16 protein-coding genes are annotated in these 14,697 nt (G+C 54.8%); 9 read left to right on the plus strand and 7 right to left on the minus strand.

The features are described 5' to 3' along the window. Nucleotides 1-83: 83 nt before the first annotated feature. The 4 genes from JHD74_RS11440 to JHD74_RS11455 are packed head-to-tail and all read left to right on the plus strand — an operon-like array spanning nucleotide 84 to nucleotide 4,053. Entirely contained in the window at nucleotides 84-1,040 is a 957-nt protein-coding gene (locus JHD74_RS11440; protein ID WP_065684536.1) for a 2-keto-3-deoxygluconate permease 1, read from the plus strand. Further along, the gene (locus JHD74_RS11445) at nucleotides 1,037-2,308 is read left to right on the plus strand and encodes a four-carbon acid sugar kinase family protein (RefSeq protein WP_199062741.1); all 1,272 of its coding nucleotides are present in this window, start codon (nucleotides 1,037-1,039) and stop codon (nucleotides 2,306-2,308) included. The genes JHD74_RS11440 and JHD74_RS11445 overlap by 4 nt, the downstream gene beginning before the upstream one ends. Further along, entirely contained in the window at nucleotides 2,268-3,281 is a 1,014-nt protein-coding gene (locus JHD74_RS11450; protein ID WP_051372329.1) for a D-threonate 4-phosphate dehydrogenase, read from the plus strand. The genes JHD74_RS11445 and JHD74_RS11450 overlap by 41 nt, the downstream gene beginning before the upstream one ends. A 13-nt stretch (nucleotides 3,282-3,294) precedes the next feature. After that, nucleotides 3,295-4,053, plus strand: coding sequence for a DeoR/GlpR family DNA-binding transcription regulator (locus tag JHD74_RS11455; RefSeq protein ID WP_199062742.1), 759 nt, complete (start codon nucleotides 3,295-3,297; stop codon nucleotides 4,051-4,053). Nucleotides 4,054-4,089: 36 nt separating this feature from the next. On the opposite strand, the gene speD is transcribed toward JHD74_RS11455, so the two are convergent. The 3 genes from speD to JHD74_RS11470 all read right to left on the minus strand — a co-directional run bounded on the left by speD (nucleotide 4,090) and on the right by JHD74_RS11470 (nucleotide 6,274). Further along, nucleotides 4,090-4,884, minus strand: a complete 795-nt coding sequence (gene speD / locus JHD74_RS11460) for an adenosylmethionine decarboxylase (protein WP_074029651.1) — start codon at nucleotides 4,882-4,884, stop codon at nucleotides 4,090-4,092. Between the two features lie 25 nt (nucleotides 4,885-4,909). After that, a complete protein-coding gene (gene speE / locus JHD74_RS11465; protein WP_021806257.1) occupies nucleotides 4,910-5,773 on the minus strand; it encodes a polyamine aminopropyltransferase in 864 nt (287 codons plus the stop codon). A 153-nt stretch (nucleotides 5,774-5,926) separates the two neighbouring features. Further along, a complete protein-coding gene (locus JHD74_RS11470; RefSeq protein ID WP_037375824.1) occupies nucleotides 5,927-6,274 on the minus strand; it encodes a YacC family pilotin-like protein in 348 nt (115 codons plus the stop codon). A 171-nt stretch (nucleotides 6,275-6,445) separates the two neighbouring features. Here JHD74_RS11470 and cueO point away from each other — a divergent pair, with 171 nt between their 5' ends. Both cueO and hpt read left to right on the plus strand, forming a co-directional pair. Beyond that, nucleotides 6,446-8,062, plus strand: a complete 1,617-nt coding sequence (gene cueO / locus JHD74_RS11475) for a multicopper oxidase CueO (RefSeq protein ID WP_199062743.1) — start codon at nucleotides 6,446-6,448, stop codon at nucleotides 8,060-8,062. Nucleotides 8,063-8,182: 120 nt separating this feature from the next. Then, a complete protein-coding gene (gene hpt / locus JHD74_RS11480; RefSeq protein ID WP_071681992.1) occupies nucleotides 8,183-8,719 on the plus strand; it encodes a hypoxanthine phosphoribosyltransferase in 537 nt (178 codons plus the stop codon). A 32-nt stretch (nucleotides 8,720-8,751) separates the two neighbouring features. Here the strand turns inward: hpt and can are convergent, their stop codons facing one another. After that, entirely contained in the window at nucleotides 8,752-9,417 is a 666-nt protein-coding gene (can, locus tag JHD74_RS11485) for a carbonate dehydratase (RefSeq protein ID WP_024528324.1), read from the minus strand. A 200-nt stretch (nucleotides 9,418-9,617) separates the two neighbouring features. Here can and JHD74_RS11490 point away from each other — a divergent pair, with 200 nt between their 5' ends. From JHD74_RS11490 to JHD74_RS11500, 3 genes are all read left to right on the plus strand, one after another. Then, on the plus strand, nucleotides 9,618-10,541 hold the full coding sequence (locus tag JHD74_RS11490) for an ABC transporter ATP-binding protein (protein ID WP_199062744.1): 924 nt from the start codon (nucleotides 9,618-9,620) through the stop codon (nucleotides 10,539-10,541). Further along, nucleotides 10,538-11,308 carry an ABC transporter permease gene (locus JHD74_RS11495; RefSeq protein WP_024484344.1) on the plus strand — a complete coding sequence of 257 codons (771 nt, stop codon included), beginning with the start codon at nucleotides 10,538-10,540 and terminating at the stop codon, nucleotides 11,306-11,308. Before JHD74_RS11490 ends, JHD74_RS11495 begins: the two co-directional genes overlap by 4 nt. A gap of 174 nt (nucleotides 11,309-11,482) precedes the next feature. Continuing rightward, nucleotides 11,483-12,775, plus strand: a complete 1,293-nt coding sequence (locus JHD74_RS11500; RefSeq protein WP_199062745.1) for a polysaccharide deacetylase family protein — start codon at nucleotides 11,483-11,485, stop codon at nucleotides 12,773-12,775. Nucleotides 12,776-12,808: 33 nt separating this feature from the next. On the opposite strand, the gene panD is transcribed toward JHD74_RS11500, so the two are convergent. The 3 genes from panD to panB form a co-directional block, all read right to left on the minus strand. Further along, on the minus strand, nucleotides 12,809-13,189 hold the full coding sequence (panD, locus tag JHD74_RS11505) for an aspartate 1-decarboxylase (protein WP_024484346.1): 381 nt from the start codon (nucleotides 13,187-13,189) through the stop codon (nucleotides 12,809-12,811). 136 nt (nucleotides 13,190-13,325) lie between these two features. Then, a complete protein-coding gene (panC, locus tag JHD74_RS11510) occupies nucleotides 13,326-14,180 on the minus strand; it encodes a pantoate--beta-alanine ligase (RefSeq protein WP_199062746.1) in 855 nt (284 codons plus the stop codon). 58 nt (nucleotides 14,181-14,238) lie between these two features. Further along, a partial coding sequence (panB, locus tag JHD74_RS11515) for a 3-methyl-2-oxobutanoate hydroxymethyltransferase (RefSeq protein ID WP_199062747.1) occupies nucleotides 14,239-14,697 on the minus strand: 459 nt, incomplete at its 5' end.

Genomic DNA, 14,697 nt, shown 5'->3' on the forward strand with positions numbered 1-14,697 from the left:
AATCTGCGACACAGCGCCGATTTTTTCTTTTTTGATTTTATATAATCATTTTGATTAAAATAAATCACAATGACGAGGGTAGGATGAAAATTAAGGCGACAATAGAGAAAATCCCTGGGGGGATGATGGTCGTCCCGCTGGTGCTTGGCGCAATGATCAACACCTTTGCTCCACAGGCGCTGGATATTGGCGGCTTCACCACGGCACTGTTCAAAAACGGTGCGGCTCCACTGATTGGTGCTTTCCTGCTGTGTATGGGGGCCGGTATCAGCTTCAAGGCGGCTCCGCAGGCACTGTTGCAGGGCGGCACCATTACCTTGACCAAACTGCTGGTTGCCATGGCCCTGGGGCTAGGCGTTGAGCATCTGTTTGGGGCGGAAGGTATTTTTGGCCTGACCGGCGTGGCGATCATTGCCGCAATGAGCAACTCCAACGGCGGCCTGTATGCGGCGTTGGTCGGCGAGTTTGGTAATGAGCGAGACGTCGGGGCGATTTCGATCCTATCCCTGAATGACGGGCCGTTCTTCACCATGATCGCGCTGGGTGCGGCAGGTATGGCGAATATCCCATTGATGGCGTTGGTGGCGGTGTTGGTTCCCCTGCTGGTAGGGATGATGTTGGGTAATCTGGATCATCAGATGCGCGACTTCCTCACCAAGGGGGGCCCAATCCTGATCCCATTCTTTGCCTTCGCGCTCGGTGCTGGCATCAATCTGGAAATGTTACTGCAAGGCGGTATGGCTGGGGTTCTGCTCGGCGTGTTGACCACTTTTGTCGGCGGTTTCTTTAATATTCGCGCCGATCGACTGGTGGGGGGCTCAGGTATTGCCGGTGCGGCAGCATCGAGCACTGCCGGAAATGCGGTGGCGACGCCATTGGCGATTGCCCAGGCGGATCCTTCGTTAGCTAGCGTCGCGGCGGCTGCGGCCCCATTGATTGCCGCTTCGGTGATCACCACCGCCATACTGACCCCGATTCTCAGTTCTTGGGTGGCGAAGCGTAATGCCGCTAAGGGCGTAGCGCTGAAGGAGACAGCATGAAGATGATCGTGATTGCCGATGATTTTACCGGAGCTAACGATACCGGCGTGCAATTGGCAAAAAAGGGCGCGCGTACCGACGTGGTGCTCAACGAGCTACCGCAGTCTACCCGGCGTACGGATGTGCTGGTGATCAATACTGAAAGCCGGGCGTTATCTCCTGCAATGGCCAGCGCCAAGGTAAGTGAAGCCTTGCGGGCGTATTGCCAGAGCGATACCCCGCCCTTGGTGTATAAAAAAATCGACTCGACCTTTCGCGGTAACGTGGGAGCAGAGATCGAGGCGGCGATGGTCGCCAGCGGTGCGCAGTTGGCTATCGTGGCCGCAGCCATCCCCGCAGCAGGTCGGGTAACGCTCAATGGCGAATGCCGGGTTCACGGCGTGCCGTTGGTGGAGACCGAGTTCGCCAGCGATCCGAAAACGCCGATCGTGTCTTCTCATATCAAGACCTTGATTGGTTTGCAGACGGCCTACCCGATCCATGAGTTGGATTTACAGGTAGTACGCAGTGGCGAGCTAGGCCGCGAGTTGCCGCTCCTGAGCCGCAACGGGCCAGCGATTGTGGTAGTGGATGCCGAAACAGATGGCGATCTGGCGCAGTTGGCACAGGCAATTCAGCAACTCGGCTGCCGTTATCTGCTGGTAGGTGCTGCCGGATTGGCAAATGCATTGCCAGCCAGCAGCTATCTGGCCGCTCGCCAGCGTCTGCCCGTGCTGGTGGTTGCCGGATCGATGAGTGAAGCCACCCGGCAGCAGATTGTGTTTGCCGCAGAAGAAAAATCGCTCGGCATACTGGATATTGATGTTGAAGCCTTGTTGCAACCGCACAGCCAGTCTGCGGTAGATGAAATTATTCGTCAGGCTGTCAGCGTACTGCGAGATCGGCAGCACTGCGTGCTACGCACCTGCAGAGATGCCGATGCTCGCCGGATGATCGATACGCTTTGTGAAAAGCATGATCTTTCGCGCCAGCAGTTGGGGGACAAAATCAGCCAGACATTAGGCTCCATCACCTTGGCGATTATCAATCAGGCCCAGATTGGCGGTCTGTTCCTGACCGGAGGCGACATCGCCATTGCGGTTGCCAGAGCGTTGGGAGCGGAGGGCTACCGTATTACCAGTGAGGTTGTTCCTTGTGTGCCCTGTGGCACGTTCGTCAACAGCGAGATCGACGATCTGCCAGTGATCACCAAGGCCGGAGGATTTGGCGGCGCTTCAACGCTGCGGGATGCACTTTATTTTATTGAGGAGATGTACAGTGGCAAATAACACGATTGCGGTCACCATGGGCGATCCGGCAGGCATTGGGCCAGAGATTATCATTAAGGCGCTGTCTGAAGGTGAGTTGGCGGGAACGCCAGCGGTCGTGGTGGGCTGTCTGCAAACGTTGCAACGTATTCAGGCATTGGGGATCGTGCCAAAGGTCGAGTTGAGGCCGATCCAGCAGGTTTCGGAGGCACGCTTCGCGCCCGGTATTATCAACGTGATTGATGAACCGCTAGAGGACCCCGCAGCGCTGACACCAGGGAAAGTGCAGGCACAAGCGGGCGATCTGGCTTACCGATGCGTAAAGCGTGCCACCGAACTGGCCATGGCAGGTGAGGTAATGGCCATTGCCACGGCGCCGCTGAATAAAGAGGCGCTGCATCTGGCCGGGCATCTGTATCCAGGCCATACGGAGTTGTTGGCAAAACTGACCCACAGTCGGGATTATGCGATGGTGTTGTACACCGATAAGCTGAAGGTGATCCATGTTTCCACCCACATCGCCCTGCGCAAGTTCCTTGATACGCTGAATGCCGAGCGGATCGAAACGGTGGTGACGATGGCGGATACCTTCCTCAAGCGCGTCGGTTTTAAACATCCAAGGATCGCGGTCGCGGGCGTTAACCCCCACGCGGGTGAACATGGCCTGTTTGGCGATGAAGAGATCAACATCGTCAGCCCGGCGATTGCGGCAGTAAAACAGCTTGGGATCGATGTCTCAGGCCCGTGCCCACCGGATACCGTCTTCCTGCAGGCTTATGAAGGCCAGTACGATATGGTGGTCGCCATGTATCACGATCAGGGGCATATCCCCCTCAAGCTGCTGGGCTTCTACGATGGGGTTAACATCACGGCGGGCCTGCCGTTTATCCGAACTTCTGCCGACCACGGCACCGCGTTTGATATTGCCTGGACAGGTAAAGCCAAGTCTGAGAGCATGGCGATCTCGATTAAATTAGCCACTCAGTTGGCGTGATACCACGGACGTCATGAAGCCACAAACTCGCCAGGACCAGATTCTGGATTACCTGAAAGCCCATAATCTGGTCACCGTTGAGCAATTGGTCAGCGCTATCGATGCTTCTCCTGCCACCATCCGGCGCGATCTGATCAAGCTGGATGAGCAGGGGATCATCAATCGCAGCCATGGCGGCGTGGCCCTCAACCGTTTTATCCCCGCACAGCCTACCACTAACGAAAAACAGCTGCGTAACCCGCAGGAGAAGCGGGCTATCGCCCAATTTGCGGCCACGATGGTTAAAGCCGGTGATGCAGTGGTGCTGGATGCGGGTACCACTATGTTGGAGTTAGCGCGGCACTTGACACATCTCCCGCTGAGGGTGATCACCGCCGATCTGCATATCGCACTGTTTCTCTCAGGATTTAAACAGATCGAGGTGACCATCACTGGTGGCCGTATTGATGACAGCAGCCAGTCCTGCGTCGGCGATCATGGGCGCAGATTGCTGCGAGGGATCTATCCGGATATTGCGTTTGTCAGCTGTAACTCGTGGAGTATTGAGAACGGTATTACCACCCCAACCGAAGAGAAGGCGGGCTTGAAGCAGGATTTGATGGCCAATGCCCGCCAGCGGGTGCTGTTGGCAGATAGCAGTAAATACGCTGCCTACTCGTTATTTTGTGTGGCACCGCTTGGCAGCCTGACGGATATCGTCACCGATAAGGCGCTGGCTGCCACTGCACAACAGCAGCTGGCGGATTTACCCGCAGGCTTGCATCTGGTGTGACTGACAGGGCAACCTCGGCTGCCCTGTATCTCAACATCACAGGTGCGGAATGTTGCGCCCGTAGTAGATCTCCTGCATCTCTTTCCACAGCAGATCGGTGATCCTTTTCCGCTCCTCTTCGCTCAGCTCGTCCGGCCTGGCGTTGAACAGATAGTGTTTCAGATCGAAATCCTTCAGCAGCATCTTGGTGTGGAAGATGTTCTCCTGATACACGTTCACATCCATCATGTGGTACAGCGCCTTCATATCCTCGGACATAAAGTTCTGGATCGAATTGATCTCATGATCGATGTAATGCTTCACACCGGCTACATCGCGTGTGAAACCGCGTACGCGATAGTCCATGGTGACGATATCGGATTCCAATTGGTGGATCAGATAGTTCAGCGCTTTGAGCGGTGAAATCACGCCGCAGGTAGAGACTTCAATATCGGCCCGGAAGGTACACAGGCCGCCTTCTGGGTGGCTTTCTGGATAGGTGTGAACACAGATATGGCTTTTATCCAGATGTGCTACCACCGTCTTTGGCAGCGGCCCTGGGTGCTCAGAGGTATCCACGTCTTTCGGATCGACCGGCTCTTCGCTCATCAGAATGGTGACGCTGGCGCCTTGTGGATCGTAGTCCTGGCGGGCGATGTTGAGAATATTGGCGCCAATGATCGAGCAGGTTTCACTGAGGATCTCGGTCAGGCGGTTGGCATTGTACTGTTCGTCAATGTAGGCGATATAGCCATCGCGATCGTCTGCGGTTTTGGCATAACAAATATCGTAAATACAAAAACTCAGGCTCTTGGTCAGGTTATTAAAGCCGTGCAGTTTGATCTTTTGCAATTAGGTTTAGCCCCTATCTTCTCGCTTAACGTGAAACGTTCAGTGCGTTGAGCAAATACTGCGGCAGGGCAAAGCTGCCAGCGTGAATTGCCGGATTGTAGTAGCGGCAGTCTAAGCCACTTTGATGAAAGCGTTGTTGCAGCGTGGTGACATCCAGCTGGCGCAAAGCCGGATTCTGGCTGGCCCAGGCAAAGGTCATGATGCCGCCGTAATAGGTCGGGATCGCCGCCTGATAGAAGCTGACGTCGTTAAAATACTGGCTGAGCTTGGTGTGGCTGTTGACTGCTTCGTCCTGTTGCAGGAAGCAAACGCCGTTCTGGGCTACGAAGATGCCACCCTCGTTGAGGCAGCGTGCGCAACCTTCATAGAACGCCGAGGTAAACAGGCTTTCACCGGGGCCGATCGGATCGGTACAGTCAGAAATAATCACGTCGAATTTTTCGTCGCTCTGGCTGACGAAATTGACGCCGTCGTCGATCACCAGTTTGAAGCGGGGATCGTCATAGGCACCGGCGTTGTGATTAGGTAAGTATTGGCGGCAAAATTCCACCACGCCCGCGTCGATCTCAACCATGGTGATCTGTTCAACGCCCTGATGACGGCAAACTTCACGCAGCATAGCACCGTCGCCACCGCCGATAATCAGCACTTTCCTGGCCTGGCCATGGGCCAGCAGCGGCACGTGGGTCATCATTTCGTGATAGATAAACTCATCGCGCTCGGTGGTCTGCACTACGCCATCGAGAGCCATCACGCGGCCCAGCACCGGGTTTTCAAAGATCACCAGATCCTGATGCTCGGTCTTCTCACGGTAAAGTACCTGCTCTACTGAGAAGTACTGGCCAAAGTTGGCATGTAACGTTTCATACCAAATCTCTTTCTGGGTCATGTGCGGGTTACTCCGTAATAACAACCATGAAAAATGAGCGCAACATCATAAACCCTCCGTGTGGCAAATTACAGCATTGTCGGCAGGGCAATAGATAGGCGATAGCCAACCCAGCCGGTATTGCTGGCAGGGTTGGTAGAAGCAGGGGAGTGATTAGTTGGCGTAGGCCAGCAGACTCAGGGAGTCGCGCGCCAGAGATTTGCACTTATTGGGGGTAGGAATAGCGATGCCACTGAGATCGCGGTAGCTGTCTTCACCCAGGGATTTCATATTAAAGCTATTATAATTAGTCAAATCCCAACGGTTTTGCTGGGCGAAGTACACGATGGCGCGTTTGATTTGCGCGTTAGGCAAATCATTATAGCCACAGTCGTTTTTTAGATAGACAAACACCGCGGTCAGATCGGCCAGATCTTCCGCTTCGGATTCATTCAGCGCCAGGCTGGCATTGGAAAAGCCCAGCATAGTCAGCAACAGCATCAACAACGTTGTTTTTTTCATCATGAAATAGACCTGTTCAATATTTGCTGACGTTACCACACTTGGCTGTAAAGGCACCAAATTAATTATGCGGGCTTAACACTCCTTAATCGTAGCTCTTGACCTTCCACTAAGGGGAGGGTTTAGGCTGCGGACCTTAAGCTTTCGATCACTGAGAAAAGGGAACCAGCGATGTTACGCCGTGATTTTATCAAACTGACCGCCGCAATAGGTGCCGCAAGCGCCTTGCCATTATGGAGCCGTGCCGCCTGGGCGGCCGATCGTCCAGCCTTGCCGATCCCACCGATTTTGACGCCAGATGCACAAGGAAAGATCGCGTTGGCGCTGCAAACCGGTGAGATGAACTGGTTGCCTAACGTGGCTACCCGCACCTGGGGGATTAACGGTGCGTTGCTTGGCCCAGCGGTCCGTTTGCAACGGGGTAAGCCGGTGACGGTGGATATCAGTAATAAACTGCCTGAGGCCAGCACGGTACACTGGCACGGGTTGGAGATCCCCGGTAATGTCGACGGTGGTCCACAGGCCTTGATCCAACCCGGCACCACCCGCACGGTGAGTTTCACTGCCGATCAGCCAGCGTCTACCTGCTGGTTCCATCCCCATACGCATGGCAAAACCGGCCAGCAGGTGATGATGGGGCTGGGCGGATTGGTGCTGCTGGAAGATGAAGAAAGCAGCCAACTGCCCTTGCCGAAAACCTGGGGAACAGATGATATTCCCGTGATCCTGCAAGATAAGCGCCTGGGCAAAGACGGCCAAATCGAATATCAGTTGGACATCATGAGCGCGGCCGTGGGTTGGTTTGGTGACCGTATGTTCACCAACGGTGCTGCCTATCCGCAACACATCGCGCCACGCGGTTGGCTGCGTCTGCGTTTCCTGAACGGCTGTAACGCCCGCTCGCTTAACTTGTCCACCAGCGACAATCGGCCATTATACGTGATTGCCAGTGACGGTGGTTTCCTGGGCGAACCGGTTAAGCTGACCGAACTGCCGATGCTGATGGGCGAGCGCTTTGAAGTGTTGGTCGATGCCTCCGATGGCAAGCCGTTCGATATCGTTACCCTGCCAGTGAAGCAAATGGGTATGACGTTGGCCCCGTTCGATCAGCCGCTGCCGGTATTGCATATTCAACCATCACTGGCGCTGGGCGTGAAATCCATGCCGGACAGCCTGGTGAAATTGCCTGCATTGCCATCGTTGGCCGGGGTGCAGGAACGCTGGTTGCAACTGATGATGGATCCTAAGCTGGATATGCTGGGGATGCAGGCTCTGATGGATCGCTATGGGCATCAGGCGATGGCCGGGATGAGCATGGATCATGGCAATGCCGCGGGTAACATGGCTGGTATGGACCATAGTAAGATGCAAGGCATGGATCAGAGCAACATGGCGGGAATGGACCACAGCAAGATGGATCATGGCAGCAAACCGTTTGATTTCAGCCATGCCAATACCATCAACGGCAAAGCCTATGATATGGCCAAGCCGGCGTTTGAGGCCAGGCGCGGTAAATACGAGAAATGGACCATTTCCGGTGAGGGCGACGTGATGATGCACCCGTTCCATATCCATGGCACCCAGTTCCGTATTCTGTCGGAAAACGGCAAGCCACCGGCGGCCCACCGGGCAGGCTGGAAAGATACGGTGCTGGTAGAAGGTTGGCGCAGCGAAGTGCTGGTGCGTTTCAATCATCTGGCCAGTGCCGATCAGGCCTATATGGCCCACTGCCACCTGCTGGAACATGAAGATACCGGCATGATGTTAGGCTTCACTGTAGCCGATTAAATTATCCCAGGCTGCGGCTAACCACGCCGCAGCGTGTAAAGTGGTGACGCACTCGCGTCGCCACCGCCCGCCAGCTATGCTAAACTCTGCGCCCTTCTTCCGGCAACTGACCTGAAAACTATGAAACACACTGTAGAAGTAATGATTTCCGAGCAGGAAGTTAAGACCCGTATTGCTGAACTTGGCCGCCAGATCACCGAAGATTACCGCGATAGCGGCAGCGATATGGTGCTGGTCGGGCTGCTGCGCGGTTCTTTCATGTTTATGGCCGATCTGTGCCGCACCATTGAAGTGCCGCATGAGGTCGATTTTATGACCGCCTCCAGCTACGGCAGCGGCATGTCTACCACCCGCGACGTAAAAATCCTCAAAGATCTGGATGAAGACATCCGTGGTAAAGACGTATTGATCGTCGAAGACATCATCGATTCCGGCAACACCCTGAACAAGGTGCGCGAGATCCTGGCATTGCGCGGGCCGAAGTCCCTGGCGATTTGTACGCTGCTGGACAAGCCTGAGCGCCGTGAGGTTGAAGTGCCGGTGGAATACGTTGGCTTCCCGATCCCGGACGAGTTCGTGGTGGGTTATGGCATCGATTACGCCCAGCGTTATCGCCATCTGCCTTACATCGGCAAAGTGGTGATGCTGGACGAATAATCTGGCCAGGGTTCAGCAGGGCGCTGAACCTACTATAAGGCGCTAGAACCTTTTTCCTGCTTGAGCGTGGCTATCGCTTTGCGGTAGCCCATCTCCAGGCTTTCACGGCTGGTAGCAGTGACTTCCAGATCGTGTAGACGACCATCCTGGATACCGTATACCCAACCGTGGATCATCACTTTCTGGCCGCGTTTCCAGGCAGACTGCATGATGGTTGAGTGGCCCAGGTTATACACCTGCTCGATTACGTTGATCTCGCACAGCACATCCAGACGTTGTTCCGGTTCCAGCTCGCCGAGCAGGGAACTGTGCTTGTACCACAGATCGCGAATGTGCAGCAGCCAGTTGTTGATCAACCCCAGTTCCGGGTTCTCTACCGCCGCCTCTACTCCACCGCAGCCCAGGTGACCACAGATAATGATATGTTCCACCTCCAGCACGTCGACGGCATATTGCACCACTGACAGGCAGTTCAAATCGGTATGGATCACCAGATTGGCCACGTTACGGTGAACGAACAGCTCACCCGGCTCCAGGCCGGTCAGGCGTTCGGCAGGCACGCGGCTGTCTGAGCAGCCGATCCACAAGAATCGCGGTTTTTGCGCTTGAGCCAAACGTTCAAAGAAGCCGGGATCTTCCTTGTTGATGTTAGCGGACCAGGCTTGGTTGTTGGCGATAAGCCTTTCGATTTCTTGCATGGCGGTTATTGGCCTGTTATGAACGAATTGCGTTGAAGTAATATATGGCAAGCGTCACAATTTGGAAATCGGAACAGTTAAGCAATTTTCTGCCCTATAGATATGCGCACGGATTCAACTCGGTAATCGGGCCGCTGATGATAAACTCCCTCTTAGACAAGTTCGGCAGCCAACTCCATCACAAGGTACTCTCATAACTTATGAATTATGCACTGGAAATAGCGCAGCTGACCAAAACCTACGCCGGTGGCGTCAAGGCATTGCGCGGCATCGATCTGAACGTGGAGGCGGGGGACTTTTATGCCCTGCTGGGGCCAAACGGCGCCGGGAAATCCACCACCATCGGCATTATCAGCTCGCTGGTCAACAAGGCGGCGGGCACGGTGCGGGTGTTTGGTTACGATATCGATAAGGATATCGTTAACGCCAAGCGCCAGCTCGGGCTGGTGCCGCAAGAGTTTAACTTTAACCCGTTTGAAACCGTGCTGCAGATTGTGGTCAACCAGGCGGGTTACTATGGCGTAGAACGCCGCGAGGCGATGGCACGGGCAGAGAAGTATCTCAATCAGCTCGATCTCTGGGGGAAACGTAACGAGCGGGCGCGTATGCTGTCTGGCGGGATGAAACGTCGCCTGATGATTGCCCGTGCGCTGATGCATCAGCCCAAACTGCTGATCCTCGACGAACCGACTGCCGGGGTAGATATCGAGCTGCGTCGTTCGATGTGGGGCTTCCTCAAAGAGCTGAACGCCCAGGGCACTACCATTATCCTGACCACGCACTATCTGGAGGAAGCCGAAATGCTGTGCCGCAATATCGGCATCATCCAGAACGGTGAGCTGGTAGAAAACACCTCAATGAAGGGGCTGTTGGCCAAACTGAAGTCCGAAACCTTCATCCTGGATCTGGCGGCGAAAAGCCCATTGCCCCATCTTGAGGGTTACCACAGCCGTCTGACGGACACCTCCACGCTGGAAGTAGAAGTGATGCGTGAGCAAGGTCTGAACGGTCTGTTCACCCAACTGAGCGCGCAGGGGATCCAGGTCCTGAGTATGCGTAACAAGGCCAACCGGCTGGAAGAGCTGTTCGTCAACCTGGTGAACGGCAGTGGAGAGCAAGCATGATGCATTTGTATTGGGTGGCCTTGAAAAGCATCTGGGCTAAAGAGATCAACCGCTTTGCCCGCATCTGGATCCAGACGCTGGTACCGCCAGTGATCACCATGACCCTGTATTTCATCATCTTTGGCAACCTGATTGGGTCGCGTATTGGTGAGATGCACGGTTTTGATTATATGCAGTTTATCGTGCCGGGCCTGATCATGATGGCGGTGATTACCAACTCCTACGCCAACGTGGCAGCGTCGTTTTTCAGCGCCAAGTTCCAGCGTAATATTGAAGAGTTGCTGGTGGCACCGGTGCCAACGCATGTTGTCATTGCCGGTTATGTTGGCGGTGGCGTGGCGCGGGGTATCTGTGTGGGGATCCTGGTGACGGTGATCTCGCTGTTCTTCGTTCCCCTGGTGGTCCATTCCTGGTGGGTGATCGCGGTAACGCTGCTGCTGACAGCGATCCTGTTCTCGCTAGGCGGTTTACTTAATGCGGTCTTTGCCAACACGTTCGACGATATCAGCCTGATCCCGACCTTTGTGCTGACGCCGCTGACCTATCTGGGCGGGGTATTTTACTCGCTGACGCTGTTACCGCCGTTCTGGCAGGCGGTCTCCAAACTGAACCCGATCGTCTATATGATCAGCGGTTTCCGCTTCGGTTTCCTGGGCATTTCCGACGTGCCGTTAGCGCTGACCATGCTGGTGCTGGTGGCATTCATTGCGGTGTTCTACGGGTTGGCCTGGTATCTCATTGAGCGTGGCCGCGGTTTGCGTTCCTGATGTGATTTCCCTCCCCTGTTGTCGGGGGAGGGAGTTTATTGATTTGGCACACACATCAGCTAAATCTATAAATTTAAGGCAATAAGCCCTTTCTCCCGGCGATTTAAATCGTGCTATGCTGGAAATCCACATTTTCTTCATTTTTTCATGACGCACTCGTAAGCAGAACAAATCATGCAGCCTCAACATAAGATAACAGCAGGACTACTCGGCATTGTTATGTCGTTGTTGGCACCTGTAGCGTTGGCGGATTTGCTGTCAGAAGACAGCGCTGTTCAAGCCCAATACATGGAAGTGCAGCGTAACAGCGAGGTTTATTCGTTGATCGGTGAGCATGTGATCCCGGTCGGTGAAGTGAAAAAAGGACAACTGATCCAGATGTTCCCGGCGGACGCGGAATATTACGAGCTTAAGTTCGGCTACGGCACCGGCTTTATCGATAAAGACGACGTTCGCGCCATCAGCAAGACCCGTAAGGTGAAGGACGATCTGGGGGAGTTGAACAAGCCGTTAACCAATCAGAACCTGATCACCCAGCGCGCAATTAACGTCTACACGGCGGCGGATAACAAAAGTGAAATCTTTGGCGTACTGGAAGAGAACCTGCGCTATCCGATTATCGGCAAGCTGAAAGATCGGCTCAATAACACCTGGTACGAAGTCAATATCGGCGATCGTCTGGGATTTATCAGCGAATTGGACTGTGAGGTCGACAACGGCATTCCGGTGCTGACTTATCACCATCTGCTGAAAAACGAAGAGAACAAACGTTTCCGTAATACGTCGACGACCACCTCGGACGTGGCCTTCAGCAACCAGATGACCTATTTGAAGCAGACGGGTTATGACACCATCTCGATGTACCAGCTGGAAGCCTACCTGAATAATCAAATCAACCTGCCGGGCAAAGTGGTGGTGCTGACCTTTGATGACGGGTTGAAATCGGTATATCGCTACGCGTATCCGGTACTGAAGGATTACGGTTTCCGCGCGACGGCGTTTATCATCTCTTCACGCATCAAACGTCATCCGCAAAAATGGAACCCGGATTCGTTGCAGTTTATGAGCATTTCGGAGCTGAAAACGATCCAGGGTGTGTTTGATATTCAGTCGCATACCCATTTCCTGCATCGCACCGATGGCAACCGCCAGCCGATCCTGCTCAGCCGTTCGCTGCATAACATCGAATTCGATTTTGAGCACTCAAGACGGGCGTTGGAGCAGTTTAATCCGCATGTGCTGTACCTTTCCTATCCGTTTGGTGGTTATAACCAAAAGGCGATCCAGGCGGCAAAAGATGCCGGGCTTCATATGGCGGTGACCACGGTGCAGGGCAAAGTTAAGCCGGGCGATAACCCCTATACCTTGAAACGGCTGTATATCCTGCGCACCGACTCCATCCCCACCATGGCGGAGCGGATAGCCAACAAGTCTGGTGCATTGCCGGGTGTGACGGTAACGGAATAGAGAGAAGACGGGCGCTGAAAGCGCCCGATTTTTTTAGGCAACCTGAACGGGGACGGCTTTCGCCTTGCGTTGCAGGTGGTTGTCACCTTCAAAGTAGGCGACTTTGGGGTGGTGCTGGCGGGCATCGGCATCGCTCATCTGCACGTAAGAACAGATGATCAGTTTGTCACCTACGCAGGCACAGCGGGCGGCCGCACCGTTGACCGAGATAATGCGCGAACCGCGTTCGGCGGCGATGGCATAGGTGGAGAAACGTTGGCCGTTATCCACGTTGTAAATATCGATCGCTTCATATTCCAGGATCCCGGCGGCTTCCAGAAAATCCTGGTCAATGGCGCAGGAGCCTTCGTAGTGCAGGTCAGCCTGAGTCACTTTCACCCGATGCAGCTTGCCTTGCAACATAGTACGTATCATAGCGTTACCTAACTGAATATCGGCCTTTTCAGGCGGCTGAAGAAGAGCTGCTTCCTTGCAATATTTATCGTCACCGAAAACCCGATCAGTCTACCGCCAACCGGGTAAAAACGGCAACGACTGTACAACAAATGGCTTACTGCGTCAGATCGACTTGCTGATTATCGATCAGGCGGGCTTTACCCAACCAGGCGGCCATCAGCACCACGGCCCGGCGGCTTTCTACGCCCAGCGGTTGCAGCGTGTCGGCATCGCGAATAAACAGCTCGTCTGGGGTGAAACCTGCCTCGCGCAACTTCTCGGCTGTCTGTGCCAGCAGCTCTTCCACGTGGCGTTCACCGTTGCCTAGCTGCTCCGCCAGGGCGTTCATGATTTTGCTCAACTGCGGTGCGACCTTGCGTTCTTCTGCGGTGAGATAACCGTTGCGAGAGCTTAGCGCCAGCCCGTCTTTGGCCCGCACCGTCGGCACGCCAACGATATCAATGTCATAGCCCATATCCGTCACCATCTTGCGGATCAACGCCAACTGCTGATAATCCTTCTCGCCAAAGCAGGCCAGGTCCGGCTGGATCAGATTGAACAGTTTGCTGACGATGGTGGAGACTCCACGGAAGTGGCCCGGGCGGCTGGCGCCTTCCAACATGGTGGAGATCACCGGTACATCAACGCTGGTGTGTTCTTCCAGCCCTTTGGGGTAAATTTCGGCCAGGGCAGGGGCGAAGATCAACTCGACATTACGGCGATTGAGCTTTTCACAGTCTTCCTGCAAGGTGCGCGGATAGCGCTCCAGATCGTCTGCACGTTCGAACTGCAGCGGGTTAACGAAAATGCTCACTACCACCACGTCGGCACGGGCGCGGGCTTCTTCCACCAGCGTCATATGGCCTTCATGCAGATTGCCCATGGTGGGCACCAGCGCAACGCGTTTGCCCTCTTGCCGCCAGCGGCGGATCTGTTGGCGCAGCAGTGGCAGGGTTTCGATAATTACCATTCCATAACTCCTCGGTGTTGAGGGATAAGCTAGTTAGCTATCAATCGTGGCCGGTCACTCAGTTGAACGAGTGCTCTTCGTCGGGATAAATACCTTGCTCGACTTCCCGAATATACAGCTGCACGGCGCCGCGAATATCGCCGCCCTGCGCCAGAAAGTTTTTGGCAAATTTAGGGGTATGGCCGCCGGTGATCCCCAAGGCGTCATGCATCACCAGGATCTGACCATCGGTAGCATTACCGGCGCCAATACCGATCACCGGGATCGACAAGGCTTCGGTAACCTGGCGGGCCAGTTCGGTTGGTACGCACTCCAGCACCAGCAACTGCATACCGGCCAGCTCCAGATTCTGGGCGTCGATCAGCAGTTGCTTGGCCGCCAACTCATCGCGCCCCTGCACCTTGTAGCCGCCAAACACGTTGACGGATTGTGGCGTGAGGCCCAGATGGCCGCAGACGGGGACGGCGCGCTCCGTGAGCATTTTCACCGTTTCGCAGAGCCAACTGCCGCCTTCTAT

Source organism: Serratia sp. ASV30 (assembly GCF_016428815.1).
Classification (GTDB): Bacteria; Pseudomonadota; Gammaproteobacteria; order Enterobacterales; family Enterobacteriaceae; genus Chania; species Chania fonticola_C.

Bases quoted from the DNA above. Each gene is read 5' to 3' on its own strand.
- hpt (WP_071681992.1), top strand. From the start codon at position 8,183: ATGAAACACACTGTAGAAGTAATGATTTCCGAGCAGGAAGTTAAGACC.
- panC (WP_199062746.1), bottom strand. From the start codon at position 14,180: ATGGTAATTATCGAAACCCTGCCACTGCTGCGCCAACAGATCCGCCGC.
- JHD74_RS11445 (WP_199062741.1), top strand. From the start codon at position 1,037: ATGAAGATGATCGTGATTGCCGATGATTTTACCGGAGCTAACGATACC.
- panD (WP_024484346.1), bottom strand. From the start codon at position 13,189: ATGATACGTACTATGTTGCAAGGCAAGCTGCATCGGGTGAAAGTGACT.
- JHD74_RS11500 (WP_199062745.1), top strand. From the start codon at position 11,483: ATGCAGCCTCAACATAAGATAACAGCAGGACTACTCGGCATTGTTATG.
- JHD74_RS11470 (WP_037375824.1), bottom strand. From the start codon at position 6,274: ATGAAAAAAACAACGTTGTTGATGCTGTTGCTGACTATGCTGGGCTTT.
- JHD74_RS11450 (WP_051372329.1), top strand. From the start codon at position 2,268: ATGCACTTTATTTTATTGAGGAGATGTACAGTGGCAAATAACACGATT.
- JHD74_RS11440 (WP_065684536.1), top strand. From the start codon at position 84: ATGAAAATTAAGGCGACAATAGAGAAAATCCCTGGGGGGATGATGGTC.
- JHD74_RS11490 (WP_199062744.1), top strand. From the start codon at position 9,618: ATGAATTATGCACTGGAAATAGCGCAGCTGACCAAAACCTACGCCGGT.
- JHD74_RS11455 (WP_199062742.1), top strand. From the start codon at position 3,295: ATGAAGCCACAAACTCGCCAGGACCAGATTCTGGATTACCTGAAAGCC.
- JHD74_RS11495 (WP_024484344.1), top strand. From the start codon at position 10,538: ATGATGCATTTGTATTGGGTGGCCTTGAAAAGCATCTGGGCTAAAGAG.
- can (WP_024528324.1), bottom strand. From the start codon at position 9,417: ATGCAAGAAATCGAAAGGCTTATCGCCAACAACCAAGCCTGGTCCGCT.
- speE (WP_021806257.1), bottom strand. From the start codon at position 5,773: ATGACCCAGAAAGAGATTTGGTATGAAACGTTACATGCCAACTTTGGC.
- cueO (WP_199062743.1), top strand. From the start codon at position 6,446: ATGTTACGCCGTGATTTTATCAAACTGACCGCCGCAATAGGTGCCGCA.